Raw genomic sequence first — 17,451 nt, 5'->3', positions numbered from 1 at the left:
AGCCTCAGCTGACACGAGCTTGAATTACGCCATCAGCAAGCTCGGTTACAATTAAATCACCTTGAGTTACTTGCTTAATAGACTTAATCACTTGCCCTTGCTCATTTTTAGTGATGCTATAACCACGAGCGAGTACATTGAGCGGACTTACAGATTCTAATCGGCTAGCCTGCATTGCGAGGGTATTTTGGGCACTGTGTAATTGTTGCTGCATGGTTTGTGTTAAACGCCCTTGCAGTTGCTGTAATTGATGACTTGCCTGAGTAATTTTGCGATCTGGTGAGCGCTGCATTAGTCGCGGCGTTAGATTATTTAAGCGGCGCTCATATTGATAGAGCCGATTTTGTATCGCCTGCTGTAATGCCACTGTCAATTCATCTAAACGTTGCGCTTGTTGATTTAGCTGATTACGCGGATGACATAATGTTAAACGGTGCTCAAGTGCTGTTGCAATGCTTTGCTTTGCAGATAACTGATGTTTAAACGCATTGGCTAAGCGATTTAATTGTTGTTGGATTTGATTATAAAGTTCGCTGCTATTGGGGCTAACAAGCTCTGCAGCCGCGCTGGGCGTTGCGGCGCGCACATCGGCAACATAATCGCTAATGGTGGTATCAATTTCATGACCGACAGCACTGATAATTGGTAGGGTACTGGCAAAAATAGCGCGTGCCAGTAGCTCATGGTTAAAGCACCATAAATCTTCTAGTGATCCACCACCGCGGCCTAGAATAATTACATCAACTTCATTGCGGGCATTAGCAATATTGATTTTATCAATTAATTGTAGGTGCGCGTCTTTACCTTGCACCATAGCAGGGTAGATCACGACTTCAAGTTGTGGTGCTCGACGCTTAAGTACCGTTAAAATATCTTTGATAGCCGCTCCTGTGGCTGATGTAATAACACCAACACGATGCACAACCCCAGGCAATGGTTGTTTATGGGCGGAGCTAAATAAACCTTCGGCGGCTAAGCGCATTTTTAATTCATCAAACTGTTGCTTTAGTTGCCCTTCGCCAGCAGCTTCCATGTGTTCAACAATCAGCTGATAGTCACCACGCGGTTCATATAGCGATACTCGGGCTCGAACTGTCACTTGTGCACCATTTTCAGGGCGATAGCGTTGGCCTCGATTGTTGCCTCGCCACATCGCCGCTTTTACTTGAGCGCGATCATCTTTGAGCGTGAAATACCAATGACCAGAGGCTGGTGTAATGAAATTTGATATTTCGCCGGTTAAATTTAACGATGCGAATCCTTGTTCGAGTACGGTTCTTATTTCTCTATTTAACCTAGAAACGGTATAAATCGTTTGCTGCTGGGATGTTACGGCCATAAAGCGACTCTAAAAAGCGATGATGGGGGGATTTTATCATAAATAATTGTGAAATCTTATTTACTCGTGCCCACAACGCTGATAAAATTTGGCCGCAATTCCTTAAACAAGATCCACATGTGAGAAGTTGCCAAAATGCTTAGAATTGCTAAAGAAGCTCTTACCTTTGATGACGTACTTTTAGTACCCGGTCATTCTACTGTTTTGCCACACACGGCAAACATTTCAACTCGCTTAACGCGTGGTATCAAACTTAACTTGCCGCTAGTTTCAGCATCTATGGATACTGTTACCGAAGCACGCTTAGCGATTGCGCTAGCGCAAGAGGGCGGTTTAGGTTTTATCCACAAAAACATGACAATTGAAGAACAAGCCAAAAACGTACGTAAAGTTAAAACGTATGAAGCGGGTATTGTTTCTTTCCCTGTTACTGTGACAGCGGATTTAACCATTGCAGATGCAATTGTACTTGCTGAAGAAAAAGGCTTTTCAGGTTTTCCGGTAACGGACGCTGAAAACGGCCTTGTTGGTATTGTTACCAGCCGCGATATGCGTTTCGAAACCAAGCTTGAGCAACCGGTTTCAACAGTGATGACTAAAAAAGAAAAGTTAGTCACTGTAAAAGAAGGTGCTGCGCGTGATGAAATCTTAGGATTAATGCACGAACACCGTATCGAAAAAATCCTTGTTGTTGATGATGCGTTTAAATTAAAAGGCATGATCACAGTAAAAGATTATCAAAAAGCACAAGACAAACCACATGCATGTAAAGATGAACAAGGTCGTTTACGTGTAGGTGCTGCTGTTGGTGTAGGTCCAGGTACTGATGAGCGTATTGCTGCATTAGTCGAAGCGGGCGTTGATGTATTACTAATTGATACCTCACATGGTCATTCTCAAGGTGTTATCGACCGTGTTGCACAAACTCGTCAAACTTACCCTGAACTACAAATTGTAGCAGGCAATGTTGCAACAGCTGAAGGTGCGATTGCGCTTGCCGACGCCGGTGTTGATGCAGTTAAAGTAGGAATTGGCCCAGGTTCAATCTGTACTACGCGTATTGTTACTGGTTGTGGTGTACCACAAATCACTGCAATCTCTGATGCTGTTGATGGCCTAAAAGGTCGTGACATTCCAGTGATTGCTGACGGTGGTATTCGTTTCTCAGGTGATATTGTAAAAGCACTTGTTGCTGGTGCATCATGTGTGATGGTTGGCTCAATGCTAGCGGGTACTGAAGAAGCGCCTGGTGAAGTCGAGCTTTACCAAGGCCGTTACTACAAGTCATACCGTGGTATGGGCTCGCTTGGTGCGATGAACCAAAAAGAAGGTTCATCAGATCGCTATTTCCAAAAATCAAATCAAGCAGACAAGCTTGTGCCAGAAGGGATTGAAGGTCGTGTGGCTTATAAAGGTCCAATCGCGACAATCATTCACCAACAAGTTGGCGGCCTGCGCAGCGCAATGGGTTTAACCGGTTGTGCCACGATTGAAGAATTAAACACTAAACCTCAGTTTGTACGTGTTACTTCAGCAGGTATGGGTGAGTCACATGTTCATGATGTGCAAATCACCAAAGAAGCACCTAACTACCGCTTAGGTTAATAGCTTCAAATCTATTAAAATTACTGGGCTAGCTTCGCTAGCCCTTATTTATTATAGTCATTCAGGTAACCTGAGTGCTAGTTCTTGACTAACGAGACCCTCAATGAGCAAAGACATTCACGATTCACGAATTCTTATTTTAGACTTTGGTTCGCAATACACGCAATTGATCGCCCGCCGTGTGCGTGAAATTGGTGTTTACTGTGAACTGTGGGCATGGGACGTAACGGAAGAGCAGATCCGTGAGTTCAATCCACAAGGTATCATTCTATCTGGTGGCCCTGAGTCAACAACCTTAGAAAACAGCCCGCGTGCCCCTGAGTATGTATTCAATGCAGGCGTACCTGTACTTGGTATTTGTTACGGCATGCAAACAATGGCTACTCAGCTTGGCGGCAGCGTTCACAGCTCTGATAAAAAAGAGTTTGGTTATGCGCAAGTTGAAAAAGTCGGTAACTGTGCATTATTTGATGCCATTGAAGACAGCATTACCGATGGCGGTGAAGGCATTTTAGACGTGTGGATGAGCCATGGTGATAAAGTAATGGAAATTCCAGATACTTTCAAAACCACAGCTAAAACATCTACTTGCCCACATGCGGCAATGTCTAACGAAGAAAAGCGTTTTTACGGCGTACAATTCCACCCAGAAGTAACCCACACTCATCAAGGCCAACGTTTGCTAGAACGCTTTGCGATTGATATTTGTGGTTGTGAAAAACTGTGGACTGCTGCAAAAATCATTGATGACGCCATAGAGCGCATTAAAGATACTGTGGGTGATGACGAAGTAATCTTAGGTTTATCTGGTGGTGTTGATTCATCAGTGGTGGCTATGCTTATTCACCGCGCGATTGGCGACCGTTTAACCTGTGTATTTGTTGATAACGGTTTACTGCGTTTAAACGAAGGTCAGCAAGTAATGGATATGTTTGGCAATAAGTTTGGCCTAAACATTATCAAAGTGGATGCCGAGGAATTATTCTTAGCGGATCTTGCTGGTAAATCAGACCCAGAAGACAAGCGTAAAGCGATTGGCCATACATTTATTAAGGTATTTGATAGCGAATCTAAAAAGCTTAAAAATGCAAAATGGTTAGGTCAAGGTACTATCTATCCAGATGTTATCGAGTCAGCAGCGTCTGCAACTGGTAAAGCGCATGTGATCAAGTCTCACCATAATGTGGGCGGCTTACCAGATGACATGGAAATGGGCTTAGTTGAGCCACTGCGTGAATTATTTAAAGATGAAGTACGTAAAATTGGTTTAGAGCTCGGTTTACCGTACGACATGCTTTATCGTCACCCGTTCCCTGGGCCTGGTCTAGGTGTGCGTGTACTTGGCGAAATCAAAAAAGAGTACTGTGACTTATTACGCCGTGCTGACGCTATCTTCATCGAAGAACTACACAAAGCCGAGCTTTACCATAAAGTAAGCCAAGCATTCACGGTATTCTTACCGGTGAAGTCTGTAGGCGTTATGGGTGATGCACGTAAGTATGATTGGGTTGTAAGCCTTCGCTGTGTTGAGACTATCGACTTTATGACTGCACGTTGGTCACATTTACCGTATGAGTTCTTAGGTCTGGTTTCAAACCGCATCATTAATGAAATCGACGGTATCTCACGCGTTGTTTACGATATTTCAGGAAAACCACCTGCGACAATCGAGTGGGAATAATTTTTAGGCCTGAAACGTCTGGCACTAACAGGCATTAAATCTTAATTAAGTCCGCGTAATTGCGGACTTTTTTTGTTCGGAACATCACTGAAAAAATGTTGTGACACTTTGTTCTATAAGTCAAAATATAAGAGCAGAGCCTTTCGATTGCGCAGGAAGATTTTATATAGCGTGATTGTTCATTAAGTGGCGCATTTGCTCAGTAATCCAATCTGTTAATTTATTGCTTGGGCTATCGAGTCGTTTTACTATGCCTATTTCAATTAATTGATCCGTTAAGAAGTCGGCTTGAGCTATTTTTATTTGTTCAAAAAACCAATGCGCCTTGGCTATATGCTCAGGCACGATGGCCCAGCCTTGATTCTGCGTTACCAATTCACAAATCAAATAATAACTGTCTAAATCCCAATGATCTGGGCTTAGGGCATTTTCGCGGTTTTCTCCTGAGCGGTTGCAGAGTACGAACTGACGATATTGTTGAAGTTGCGCAAGGGTCAATACATCTTCTTTAGCGAGAACGTGCTTGTTACCGACAATCAGGATTTTTTTAAAATATCCTAAAGACTGTAAGGTTAACTTGGGTGGCAAAGCACTGTTGCTAATCATAAAACCAATGTCGGCCTTTTGATTAGCAATGGCATTGGCAATGTCGTCTTGTGAGCCATTGGTAATAACCAAATGAGTGTTAGGAAACAAATCGCCTACTTGAGAAAAAATAGAATGGATGGTTTCCAGTGGTAAGGCTTCATCCAGGGCGATTCGTAACGAAATGGGCTCTTTGTTCGCAGCTGTAAGTGCTCTTGAATCTAATCGAAGGCATTGGTTAAGCACGGCTCGCGCTTCGGGAAGCATCTCTTTACCCAGAGGCGTTAATACGGGGTATTTAGAGCTGCGATCAAATAACTCAAACCCTAAATCCAATTCTAAATTGGCTATGGCGCTACTAATTCGTGATTGTGCCTTTTGTAATTGCCTTGCTGCTGCAGAAAAAGAACCCTGCTCGGCGGCAGTAACAAAAGCCAGTAATTGATCCAATGTCCAACTCATTCCTATCTCCGAAACGGCCATTTAGCGGCTAGTTAAGCTTTTTAATCCATCTCTAAAGCGGATGGTAACTGACTTTATGATATCTCAATTCAGTATATTATGCCTGCATTATTACATTATTACCTTCTGGATATTTAAGATGCAAGCAGCTCCACAAATTCAACCGTCACAATCCGTCGCAGGCACGTTTTGGCGTTTCGCCATTCCTTCCATCGTCGCTATGTTAGTCAGTGGTTTATATCAGATCATTGATGGTTTCTTCGTTGGTCACTATGTTGGTGCAAACGGACTAGCAGGTATCAACATGGCAATTCCATTGCTTGGTTTAATCATGGGTTTTGGTTTGCTTGTTGGTATGGGAGGCGGCAGCGTGTTGTCTAAATATCGTGGCGAGAATAACCTCGTAGCCACTCAAGCAACACTCATCACAGCGCTTTTCTTGATTATTTTGATCGGCTTATTGGCCACAGTTGTGTTTATCGTTTTTGGTCAGAGCCTGCTCAATATTCAAGGCGCGACCGGCGTCACCTTAGAGATGAGTTGGGGTTATGTGCAGATCATGTCGTTTGGGGCGCTTATTTCGATTGGTGCTAGTGCCATGCCGATGTTGGTTAGAAATGACGATAGCCCAAACCTTGCGACGGTCTTCATCATTGTTGGTGCCTTGACCAATATTGTCTTGGACTATGTTTTCTTAGGCCATCTTGATATGGGATTAAAAGGTGCAGCTATTGCTACCTTAATTGCTCAATTAACCACTTGTATATTGTGTTTACGTTACTTTACGTCGTCAAAAGCTAAAACCAAGCTATCGGTCAAACAACTTGATAAGACCATCGCCGCTCGTATCGTGCAATTAGGGTCGTCAAACTTAGTGATGTTTATCTACTTCAGCTTCGTCATGGCGTTCCATAACATGCAATTTATGGCCTACGGAGACACCACGCAGTTAGCCGCATTCGCGATTGTTGGCTACTTAGTGAGCTGTTATTACTTCTTCGCTGAAGGCTTAGTCAGCGGCTTGCAGCCACCAGTGAGTTACTACTTAGGCGCCAAGCAATACAAACGCATTAGCGAAACCGTAAAACTGGCTTTTTCTGTTACCGTTGGGTCCGGTATAGCTTTGGTAATACTGTTTAACATTTTTCCAGAAATCTTTATCAGCATCTTTACCACAGGCAATGATGCATTACTTGAAGCAAGCAAAAACGGTATTCGTTTACACTTAATGGCATTGTTTTTAGATGGCTTCTTATTCATGGCGTCCATCTACTTCGTCGCCGTTGGTAAAAGCGGACAAGCCCTTTTTGTTTCCGTCGGCAATATGTTGATACAGTTTCCTTTCCTATTCATCTTGCCGAAATACCTAGGTATCGATGGTGTTTGGTTAGCCGTCCCTTTATCTAACATTGCCTTCGCATTGATCGTACTGCCGATGCTATTAAGCAACCTGAAAGGTTTTATGTACATGCATAAACAACAAAGTTTCGTTTAAAAAACAATAAGAAAAAAATAGTAAGGATATTTTTATATTGACGAGCGTTAAATAACTTTTAGGCAAAAGCGAGTTATGTGTTTTAACAACAAGAGTCTGCACCACTTACTATGATTTGATATGTAGCTGGTCGCTCATGTTTTGATACGCTTTAAAAGTGGACAACAAGTTGAGTATAAAAAGTGAATAGAATTGAACTTAACCGCGCTTACTACTGAAAAGAAGCATGGGCTTCGTTGTGATATGGCCGAATCCTCAGTCTGGGCCAAAGCTGAACTAAAACGTCGACGAGCAGCATAAATGTAAAAAGTTCTGAGCATGGATATATGAAGGCTTATCCTAGTTTAGGTAAGTAATTATAAAAACGGCGAATTAGTTGGCTAATTCGCCGTTTTGTTTATTTAAAAAGCAGTTAAACTAAAAGAGTGATTTTTTTCTTTACCTTTAGCGAAACTTCTCTATAATTCGTCGTCATTGCAGGGGCGTAGTTCCAATTGGTAGAACAGCGGTCTCCAAAACCGATGGTTGGGAGTTCGAGTCTCTCCGCCCCTGCCACTTCTTCTTTACATAGCCTTGATTACTTCTTATATTGTTCCAGTGTTTAAATCTACTGAGTTTTTATGCATCCACGATACGCAGCTATTTTTGGTATAGAAAACCTCGAACTAAATCAGCATTTCCGATTACAGCCAGTCGCTGAACAACGTTCTGATGCACCAAGTGCAGCGCCGCAGGTAAATATAGAGCTAAGTACAACGCTATTGGCTGATTTAAATCGCGCTATTGCCCCATTAAAAATTAGCCAAGTAGTGCAAAGCGATAAGCTTGCATGGCATGATGGTCAATTGAGCTTACCAACCCAGCAGCTTAATGCTGATAATAAACGCGCGCTATGGGCGCTGATGAGCACACACCTTGATAACCTTTGAATCTGTTACTGAATTATCCATTGATGCGCTGATGCGTGTTGAGAACGCGTGTCACACTCATCCGTGGACAGTAAACACTATGCAATCATGTCTCGCTGGGCGTTACTTTAATTTAGCTGCGTTTAATGAGCAGCAACTTATTGGTTTTTATATCGGTGAAAAAGCAGGGCCTGACTTTACTTTAATGGATATCTGCGTGGCACCTGATTTTCAGGGGCAGGGGATTGCCAAACAATTGCTTGCAGCGTTTATTGAATACGGCGAAAAGCATCACGCTGAAAACTTATTTTTAGAAGTACGTGAAACCAATACTCGTGCCATCGCCTTATATGAGCAGGCAGGCTTTAGTGAAATGTCGGTACGTAAAAATTACTACCCAAGTAGTGACCCATCAAAAAATGGCCATGAAGATGCTATCTTAATGGGAATGACATTACTTTTTGGTTAATGACTGTTCTTGTTGCAAGGTATATTTTATCGCTTCAATTAAGCTCAGTGCTAAATAATCACGGCGGTTGTGATCACGGCCACGTAAATTATCTTCAAGTGTGGCCGCCGCATGGTGAATATTACTAAAACCAAAACAACCAGCACTGCCTTTTAAACTATGGGCCAGCGCTCTGAGCTGCTCCCACTCACTATTATTGTATAGCTGCGTAACGTCGGTTAAATAACCTGGCAGTTTTAAGCGATAGTTGTCGTTGATCTGTTGAAATTTTTCGCTGTTTAGCAAGCTATCCCATTTATTTTGGCTGTCTTTTTCAATATTTAAATAGCTAACAAGCACACTTTCTAAGGCATCTTTATCGATAGGCTTAGCCAGTGCTTCGTCGCAACCGGCTTGCAAATAAGTGTTTACGTCATGTTTCATTACATTCGCGGTAAGTGCAATGATCGGCCCATCGTAGGCTGCATGGCGGAGCATTTGTGTGGCTTCTAAGCCGCCCATTACCGGCATTTGCATGTCCATAATGATTAATTGATAGTCATTCACCAGCGCCATTTCAACAGCTTCTGCACCATTATTGGCTATATCAGGCTCAAGCCCCCATGTTTGCAGTAATAACTTGATTAGTACTTGGTTGTCAGGGTTATCCTCGGCGACTAATATATTGGCATCAAAGCTATTTTCTGCGAATGAAAGCTGTAAGTCCTTAGCGGGAGTTAATTGGCTTAACTCAGTCAGCATTGGCACTGTTTGTTGTTTATCTGCAGGTAAGTTACAGGCAATTTGCACGCAGAAACAGCTTCCTTGGCCTGGCGTGCTTGTTACATAAACATCACCACCGAGCAATTGTGCTAAATTTTTAGAAATACATAAGCCTAAGCCAGTGCCGCCAAAGCGTCGTGTTGTTGTTGTATCAGCTTGTTCAAAAGGTTTGAATACCCGTTCAACTTCTCGCTCTGACATGCCAATACCGCTATCTTTAATGGCAAATTCTATGAGTTGTAAATCACTGTTATAGGTAATATCTAATTCAATTAAACCTTGCTCGGTAAACTTCACTGCATTGCTGGCAATATTAATGAGAATTTGCTTTAAACGAGTGCTATCACTATTAATTATACGCGGTAATGGTAAGTGAAAATTGATATTGCAGTTAAGTTTTTTCTCTTGTGATAAAGGACGAATAATCGAATCAATATCATGAACTAACTGCACAATATCTAGCGGTTCTTTTTCAACAGCTAATTTTTCGGCTTCGATTTTCGACAAGTCTAAAATATTATTGATGAGTTCAAGTAAGTGTTTAGAGTTACGTAATATAGTATTTAGGTGCCAAGCGTCGCCGGTTGTATTTTGGCTGTGTAATAGCTGCTCAGTAAAGCCCATGATGGCGGTTAGTGGTGTACGTATTTCATGACTCATATTGGCTAAAAAGCGGCTTTTTAATTGGTTCGCTTGTTCCGCTTGGGCAATGGCCACCTCGAGTTGACTATTCATGGTTTCAAGTGCCTTGGTACGGCTTTCGACTTTATCTTCTAAGTGATGTTTATATTCTTCAAGTTCGTCTTGATAATGACGAATTTGGTTCACCATGTGATTAAAATCATTAAATAATACCCCCACCTCATCATTATTATGGGCAGGCAAATATACCGACAAATCGCCGTCACCTACTCGATGGCTGGCTGCCCCAAGTAACTCAATTGGGTTAAGTAGTAAATTACGTACCACAATAAAAATCAGCATCGGCAGGGTGATCACTGAAATAATCACAATCAAGGCGGTGATCAAACTGATCGCTTTGCCGGATTGATAAAGCAAGGCTTTGGGGATGGTCGAGACATAATAATAACCGCCGCTCATTTGGATGGCGTAAATCATCCGTTCAACCTTATCAATACTCGATAACTCTATGGTTGAGAGCTTACCTAGATCGGCTAAGTCGTGAATTTGTTGCAGCTCATATTCGCTAATATATTGACCGCGCTTATTGTAGTCTGAGCTAAATAATATTTTGCCATTGCTGGTCAGTAATAAATTTAAGGTATTGTTATAGGGCGCTTCTAAAATGCTGGTATTTAAAATCGATGGCTCAACATGCAACACAATAAACCCTAGTTGTTGCGGGCGTTTAAGGTAGTAATCAGCACTGTAAATACGTTGAATAAAATATAAGCTGGTAGTGCCATCTTGTTTTTGCACCATAAACTGTTGTTGGCGTAAGTTACTTTGTAAAACTTGTGAGAAAAATGGATAGCTGGTTGGAGCGGTATTTAAATTACTGGAGTAATAGGCGTCGCTTTGACCATCCGGAGAGACTAAATTTACGCTAACAATATCGGGGTAAGCTTCTGAATAGCTTGCAAATACATCCATTAGTGCGCCTAGACGACGGGTGTAATTGCCGTTATCGCGTAAGTCATCTGCTAAAAAGTCACTTAGTACAGGGGAGGCCGAGAGTAACTTTGTAGTAGAGTGGAATGAATCGATGTAATTGAACATTTTTTGTTGTTGCTGTTCAACAAAACGGCTAACAATGAGCTCGGCTTGTTTTTGTGTGGAGCTGGTAACGTTGGTGAGAGTAAAGCCACCTAAAAACAATAACGGTAAAATCACCAAAGGCGTGATATACCATAATAATCTTATACTTAACTTACTTGTTCTCATACCCAAACAAAATATCCTCCATGTAATCTATCAATAGTATGCGTTAGCGTAAAATTACACAAGTTTAGTGCGTTCGCTGCAGCAAACGGGTTGAGCTGATTCTAAACCAAGTTATCGGCTAATTACTTGCAATCGTTGCTTTTTTGGCTAAGACAAACAAGGTATAATGTAACTAATTCTATTTTATATTTACAGTGCGTAGCGAAGACCTGTGCTTAGGTTTGTTTTTAGTTGCGCCTTGTTATGACTTAAAGCGGCTTACATGTCTAATTTATTAAACGAAATCAATACGCGACGCACGTTCGCGATCATCTCGCATCCGGATGCTGGTAAAACTACCATCACCGAAAAAGTACTGTTGTTCGGACAAGCTATTCAAAAAGCGGGTACCGTTAAAGGCCGTGGCTCTAATCAACATGCCAAGTCTGACTGGATGGAAATGGAAAAAGAGCGTGGTATCTCGGTCACGACCTCTGTAATGCAATTCCCATACAATAAAGCGCTAGTAAACTTACTTGATACCCCAGGACATGAAGATTTCTCTGAAGATACTTATCGTACCTTAACTGCGGTCGATTCATGTTTGATGGTGATCGATGCGGCTAAAGGTGTTGAAGATCGTACTCGTAAATTAATGGAAGTAACGCGCTTACGTACCACGCCAATTGTCACATTTATGAATAAATGTGACCGCGATATTCGTGATCCGATGGAGTTGTTAGACGAAGTTGAAACAGAGCTAAATATAGCTTGTGCACCGATCACATGGCCAATTGGCTGTGGTAAAGAGTTTAAAGGTGTTTATCATATTCATCGCGGCGAGACCTTATTATACAAAACCGGCCAAGGTCATACTATTCAAGAAGTACGCAGCATTAAAGGGCTTGATAATCCTGAGCTTGATGCAGCGATTGGCGATGAGCTTGCTGGGCAACTGCGTGAAGAGTTAGAACTTGTTATTGGTGCATCGCACGAATTTGATTTAGAGCTATTTTTAGCGGGTGAGTTATCACCAGTGTACTTTGGTACTGCGCTTGGTAACTTTGGTGTTGACCATGTGCTTGATGGCCTAACTGAGTGGGCACCAACGCCATTACCGCGTGAAACAGAAGACCGTACTGTTGTTGCAACAGAAGAGAACTTCACTGGTTTCGTATTTAAAATTCAAGCGAATATGGACCCAAAGCACCGTGACCGTATTGCGTTTATGCGTATTGTGTCGGGTAAATACAGCCAAGGCATGAAAATGAACCATGTGCGTATAGGTAAACAAGTCAGTATTTCTGATGCGGTAACCTTTATGGCGGGTGATCGTGAGCGTGCAGGTGATGCTTTTGCAGGTGATATTATTGGTTTACATAACCACGGTACGATCCAGATAGGTGATACCTTCACACAAGGTGAAAAGCTTAAATTTACTGGTATTCCAAACTTTGCGCCGGAATTATTCCGCCGCATTCGTCTGCGTGATCCACTTAAGCAAAAGCAATTATTAAAAGGCTTGGTACAGCTATCTGAAGAAGGTGCAGTACAAGTATTTAGACCGCTTATTAATAACGACTTAATTGTAGGCGCGGTTGGTATATTGCAGTTTGATGTGGTTGTAGCGCGTTTGAAAGCAGAATATAACGTAGATGCTTTATACGAAAGCGTAAATGTAAATACCGCACGTTGGGTAAGTTCGACTGACGTTAAAAAGTTTGAAGATTTTAAACGTAAGTGCGAAAGCAACTTAGCGCTTGATGGCGGCGATAATTTAACTTACATAGCGCCGAGTCGTGTAAATCTTAACTTATCAATTGAGCGCTATCCAGAAGTGACATTTAACCACACGCGTGAAAATTAGACTCAAATTTTAATTTAAAGCCCGCTAACGCGGGCTGGTAAAGGTAATAAATTACATGAATATTCGTACCCTACTAATTGAAAGAGCCATCGCAGCCATGACTGGCGCTGGCTTACCAGCAGATACTAACCCTGCGGTAACACAGAGTACCCGCCCACAATTTGGTGACTACCAAATTAATGGTGCAATGGGCGCTGCTAAAAAAATGAAAAGCAACCCGCGAGAGCTTGCACAACAGATTATTGATCACTTAGATGTAAGTGATATCGCAGACAAAACAGAAATTGCCGGCCCTGGTTTTATCAATATTCACCTAAAACCTGAGTTTTTAGCGCAAAGCTTAAAAGCGGCAAACCAAGATGCAAAGCTGGCTGTTGCTGAGCATGCACAACCGCAAAAAGTAGTGGTTGATTACTCATCACCTAATCTTGCTAAAGAAATGCACGTTGGGCATTTACGTTCAACGATCATTGGCGATGCAGTAGTACGCGCACTGGAGTTTCGTGGCGACACGGTTATTCGTCAAAATCACATGGGCGATTGGGGCACGCAATTTGGTATGCTGATTGCACATCTGGAAGATCAAATCAGCCAAGGTGTTGATTTAGATTCTGTGGCACTTGCTGATCTAGAAACCTTCTACCGCGACGCTAAAAAGCGTTTTGATGATGAAGAAGGTTTTGCAGATAAAGCGCGTGATTACGTAGTAAAACTACAAGGTGGCGACGCGCATTGTGAAAAACTATGGAAGTTGTTTATCGCAACCTCGGTAAAGCATTCTGAAGAAGTATACAAACGCTTAAATGTAACGCTTACACCAGACGACATCATGGCTGAAAGTGCTTATAACAGTGAACTGAACAATATCATTAAGTTATTACAAGATAAGAATATTGCCGTTGAGTCACAAGGCGCACAGGTGGTGTTTTTAGATGAGCTGGCAAATAAAGATGGTGAGCCATCAGTGTTTATCGTGCAAAAGTCAGGTGGCGGTTTCTTATACGCAACCACCGATTTAGCCGCCTGTGATTACCGTTCAAACAAGTTAGGCGCAGCCCGCATTTTAATTTTTGTTGATGCGCGTCAAAGCCTACACTTCAATCAAGTAGAGCTTACTGCACGTAAAGCCGGTTTACTACGCGATGAAACTAGCTACGAATTTTGCCCATTTGGCACCATGATGGGTGAAGACGGCAAACCATTTAAAACGCGTACAGGTGGCACGGTAAAACTTGCTGATTTACTTGAAGAGTCAATCACTCGAGCTGCTGCTAAGCTTGCTGAACGTGAGTCTGACTTAACTGATGAAGAGCGCAGTGAAATTGCCCGTAAAGTAGGTATTGGCGCAGTTAAATATGCTGACCTTTCTAAGCACCGTACCAGTGATTACATTTTCAACTGGGACAGTATGCTTAGCTTTGAAGGGGCAACAGCACCTTATTTACAATATGCTTATACTCGTGTACGCAGTATTTTCCGTAAATCAGGCGTAGACGCAGCAAGTTTAAACGCAGATGTCGCTATTGTTGAGCCGCAAGAAAAAACCCTTGCGCTTAAACTACTGCAATTAGAAGAAGTACTTGATCAAATGATCAGTGAGGCAACACCGCACGTATTATGTAGTTACCTATACGAGCTTGCCAGCCTATACATGACCTTCTACGAAGCTTGCCCAGTACTTAAAGAAGGCGTAGAGCCAAGTGTACGCGATAGCCGTTTAGTGCTGTGTAATTTGGTAGCGGATACACTGCGCACAGGCTTAGATCTACTAGGCATCGAAGTCATGGAGCAAATGTAATCTGCTGCGTGTAGTTCGCTTTAGCTTCGTTAATGAGTTTATTTAGCCTAAGTCACATACAAAATACGTATGCTCCTTGGCATAAATAAACTCACTGCCTTGCTAGCGCTCCTACACTTGCAGATGTGTAGTTTGGCACTTAGTTACTGACCCTAATCACATACAAGAGCGTATGCTCATAGGGATAAGTCGAGTGTCCGCCTTATCTTAGACTAAACTACTTAGGTGAACGTCTGCTGTGTGTAGTTCGCTTTAGCTGCGTTAATGAGTTTATTTAGCCTAAGTCACATACAAAAGTGACAAGGTACTAGGAAGAAATAGGCCCTAGGTTCTAAGAATAGTTTGACACACAGATAGTTGTTTATAAATTTTTGAAGAACCTAGAACCTAGAACCTAGAACCTAGAACCTAGAACCTAGAACCTAGAACCTAGAACCTAGAACCTAGAACCTAGAACCTAGAACCTAGAACCTAGAACCTAGAACCTAGAACCTAGAGGGAATTTTATGAAACTTGAAGATATCCGTCGTGAGTATTTGCAAGATGCTCTGAGCGAAGAGAATTTACTTGATGATCCATTCAAGCAATTTGAAACCTGGCTTGAGCACGCGGTAGCAAGTAAACTGCCAGATCCAACGGCGATGGTGGTGGCAACGGTTGATGAAACCGGTCAGCCTTCGCAACGTATTGTGTTGTTAAAGCATCTTGATGATAACGGGTTTGTGTTTTTTACCAATACCGGCTCGCGTAAAGCACAAGAGCTTAAAGGCAATAATAAAATCTCTTTGCATTTTCCGTGGCACCATATGGAGCGCCAAGTGATTGTTTATGGTGAAGCACAACCACTGCCAACTTCAGCGGTTGCCAAGTACTTTTTGTCACGTCCCAAAGAAAGCCAGTTAGCTGCATGGGCTTCAAAGCAAAGCCGTCCTGTATCATCGCGTAAAGTGTTGATGGAAACTTTTGCTAATATGAAAACCAAGTTTGCTAAAGGCGAAATACCATTGCCAGATTTTTGGGGGGGATACTGTGTTGTGCCAACAAAAATTGAGTTTTGGCAAGGTGGTGCACACCGCCTGCATGACCGTTTTATATATCAGCGACAAGCTGATAACAGCTGGCAAATAACACGTTTAAACCCATAGTTTATTATGGCGTTTATTGATTCCCACTGCCATTTAGATTTTACTGAATTTGATGCCACCCGCACCAAGCTAATTCAGCAATGTCAGCAGCTGGGGATCGAAAAATTGATCGTGCCGGGGATCACTTTGGCACAATCTCTTTCTTTATGCGCTTTTGCTAAACAGCATTCTGCAGTGCGCATCGGTGCAGGTTTACATCCTTACTTTTTAGCAGAATATCACCACAGTCATTTAGCCAAACTGACTGAGTTTACTGTGCAACATCGCCAGCAATTGGTCGCTATTGGCGAGTGTGGTATTGACCGCAGTATTGACGATATTGTTTTGCAAGCGCAGATATTTGAGCACCATATCGATCTTGCTAATCAGCTTGAATTGCCATTGATTGTGCATCATCGACAAAGCCATGACCTTATTGCACAGTCATTTAAGCGCTGTAAGCCAAAATGTGGTGGTGTTATACATGCTTTTTCAGGCTCATTACAACAAGCACAGTATTATATTAAACAGGGTTTTAAACTCGGGGTGGGCGGGGTGATCACTTATCAGCGAGCACAAAAAACACGTTCCGTTGTTGCTTACATAGCACCGGAGCACTTACTACTTGAAACAGATGCACCTGCAATGCCGTTAGCGGGCTTTCAAGGACAAATAAACACGCCGTTACAGTTATCCTTGGTGTTTGAGCAGTTATGCCAATTAAAGCAGATCACAACGCCTTATAAGGCTGGTTTTCAAAAGCAGCTTTATGATTCGTGCTCAGAACTTTTTCGGATATAACGATTTACTTGCCAGCGCTTTAAACCACGGCCTAATTGCCAAGTAAAAATACAGGTTATCACTAGCATCAGTAATACTTGGCGGCCTAAGTCATGAAAGCTGCTATGACTGGTTGCTACTGCTGAGCGGGTCAAGTAAGTTATTGCAACAAATCCTAGTGGGCGGTCGTCATCACTGATTATCGGTTCAACAAACGGGGTTTTAAGTTTACTAATACCCGGAGTGGAGTTGGGCAGCTTACCTAAAATATGGTGAGCTTGCCAATTATCACTACTGGCGATAAGTATGCCTTGCTGATCATAAATCGTTGCAGCCAGTACAAACTCATCTTTGCTTATGCTGTTACATAAGGCTGTTAATTCAGGTTTGTTTTTTTCAAGTAGCGGCGTTTTGGCATTGAGAGCCATAAAACGAGTTAAGCTTTTTGCTGTGCTGTCGGCACTATCATAAAGCAACTGGTGGCTTTGAAAACTACCATTAACAGCAACCCAAGTCAGCAATACAAAGCATGCCGCAGCAATACTTAATCGCACTAGGCGTTGCCTAAGAGATGCTGAAATAGGGTTTTTAAGATGGTTATTTTTCATAGTCACCGTTTACGCTGCTGACAGCTTTTGTTTTTGATGTTACAACTAAGCGTAACTATAACCTTAAATCCCCCTTTATGGCGA

13 protein-coding genes and 1 tRNA gene are annotated in these 17,451 nt (G+C 42.3%); 10 read left to right on the top strand and 4 right to left on the bottom strand.

Annotated features, from left to right (window positions below; all coding sequences use genetic code 11):
* Positions 1 to 4: 4 nt before the first annotated feature.
* The gene (gene xseA, locus PSR9079_RS13635) at positions 5 to 1,339 is read right to left on the bottom strand and encodes an exodeoxyribonuclease VII large subunit (protein WP_149982074.1); all 1,335 of its coding nucleotides are present in this window, start codon (positions 1,337 to 1,339) and stop codon (positions 5 to 7) included.
* A 135-nt stretch (positions 1,340 to 1,474) separates the two neighbouring features.
* Between xseA and guaB the strand changes: the two genes are divergently transcribed.
* Both guaB and guaA read left to right on the top strand, forming a co-directional pair.
* On the top strand, positions 1,475 to 2,944 hold the full coding sequence (gene guaB, locus PSR9079_RS13630; RefSeq protein WP_149982073.1) for an IMP dehydrogenase: 1,470 nt from the start codon (positions 1,475 to 1,477) through the stop codon (positions 2,942 to 2,944).
* Between the two features lie 103 nt (positions 2,945 to 3,047).
* A complete protein-coding gene (gene guaA / locus PSR9079_RS13625) occupies positions 3,048 to 4,625 on the top strand; it encodes a glutamine-hydrolyzing GMP synthase (RefSeq protein WP_145235498.1) in 1,578 nt (525 codons plus the stop codon).
* 162 nt (positions 4,626 to 4,787) lie between these two features.
* On the opposite strand, the gene PSR9079_RS13620 is transcribed toward guaA, so the two are convergent.
* Complete coding sequence (locus PSR9079_RS13620; protein ID WP_149982072.1) at positions 4,788 to 5,672, bottom strand: LysR family transcriptional regulator; 885 nt, start codon at positions 5,670 to 5,672, stop codon at positions 4,788 to 4,790.
* A 139-nt stretch (positions 5,673 to 5,811) separates the two neighbouring features.
* On the opposite strand from PSR9079_RS13620, the gene PSR9079_RS13615 reads away from it, so the two are divergent.
* From PSR9079_RS13615 to rimI, 4 genes are all read left to right on the top strand, one after another.
* Entirely contained in the window at positions 5,812 to 7,167 is a 1,356-nt protein-coding gene (locus tag PSR9079_RS13615) for an MATE family efflux transporter (RefSeq protein ID WP_149982071.1), read from the top strand.
* A 478-nt stretch (positions 7,168 to 7,645) separates the two neighbouring features.
* A tRNA-Trp gene (locus tag PSR9079_RS13610) sits at positions 7,646 to 7,722 on the top strand.
* 65 nt (positions 7,723 to 7,787) lie between these two features.
* Positions 7,788 to 8,096 carry a hypothetical protein gene (locus PSR9079_RS13605; RefSeq protein ID WP_145235500.1) on the top strand — a complete coding sequence of 103 codons (309 nt, stop codon included), beginning with the start codon at positions 7,788 to 7,790 and terminating at the stop codon, positions 8,094 to 8,096.
* Positions 8,083 to 8,544 (top strand): ribosomal protein S18-alanine N-acetyltransferase, encoded by a 462-nt coding sequence (gene rimI, locus PSR9079_RS13600; protein WP_179959191.1) that lies wholly within the window; start codon positions 8,083 to 8,085, stop codon positions 8,542 to 8,544. The genes PSR9079_RS13605 and rimI overlap by 14 nt, the downstream gene beginning before the upstream one ends.
* Here rimI and PSR9079_RS13595 read toward each other — a convergent pair.
* On the bottom strand, positions 8,530 to 11,211 hold the full coding sequence (locus PSR9079_RS13595; protein WP_145235502.1) for a hybrid sensor histidine kinase/response regulator: 2,682 nt from the start codon (positions 11,209 to 11,211) through the stop codon (positions 8,530 to 8,532). The two genes, rimI and PSR9079_RS13595, sit on opposite strands and share 15 nt — an antisense overlap.
* A gap of 262 nt (positions 11,212 to 11,473) precedes the next feature.
* Here PSR9079_RS13595 and prfC point away from each other — a divergent pair, with 262 nt between their 5' ends.
* From prfC to PSR9079_RS13575, 4 genes are all read left to right on the top strand, one after another.
* On the top strand, positions 11,474 to 13,057 hold the full coding sequence (gene prfC / locus PSR9079_RS13590) for a peptide chain release factor 3 (RefSeq protein ID WP_145235504.1): 1,584 nt from the start codon (positions 11,474 to 11,476) through the stop codon (positions 13,055 to 13,057).
* A 55-nt stretch (positions 13,058 to 13,112) separates the two neighbouring features.
* A complete protein-coding gene (gene argS, locus PSR9079_RS13585; RefSeq protein WP_149982070.1) occupies positions 13,113 to 14,855 on the top strand; it encodes an arginine--tRNA ligase in 1,743 nt (580 codons plus the stop codon).
* 506 nt (positions 14,856 to 15,361) lie between these two features.
* Positions 15,362 to 16,000 (top strand): pyridoxamine 5'-phosphate oxidase, encoded by a 639-nt coding sequence (pdxH, locus tag PSR9079_RS13580; RefSeq protein ID WP_145235507.1) that lies wholly within the window; start codon positions 15,362 to 15,364, stop codon positions 15,998 to 16,000.
* A gap of 6 nt (positions 16,001 to 16,006) precedes the next feature.
* Positions 16,007 to 16,780, top strand: coding sequence for a TatD family hydrolase (locus PSR9079_RS13575; RefSeq protein WP_149982069.1), 774 nt, complete (start codon positions 16,007 to 16,009; stop codon positions 16,778 to 16,780).
* Here the strand turns inward: PSR9079_RS13575 and PSR9079_RS13570 are convergent.
* The gene (locus PSR9079_RS13570) at positions 16,747 to 17,367 is read right to left on the bottom strand and encodes an AhpA/YtjB family protein (protein WP_145235511.1); all 621 of its coding nucleotides are present in this window, start codon (positions 17,365 to 17,367) and stop codon (positions 16,747 to 16,749) included. The genes PSR9079_RS13575 and PSR9079_RS13570 overlap by 34 nt on opposite strands.
* Positions 17,368 to 17,451: the final 84 nt, after the last annotated feature.

It is taken from the genome of Pseudoalteromonas rhizosphaerae (assembly GCF_902498845.1).
GTDB classification, from domain to species: Bacteria; Pseudomonadota; Gammaproteobacteria; order Enterobacterales; family Alteromonadaceae; genus Pseudoalteromonas; species Pseudoalteromonas rhizosphaerae.
This window is presented reverse-complemented; position numbering and strand designations above follow the sequence as displayed.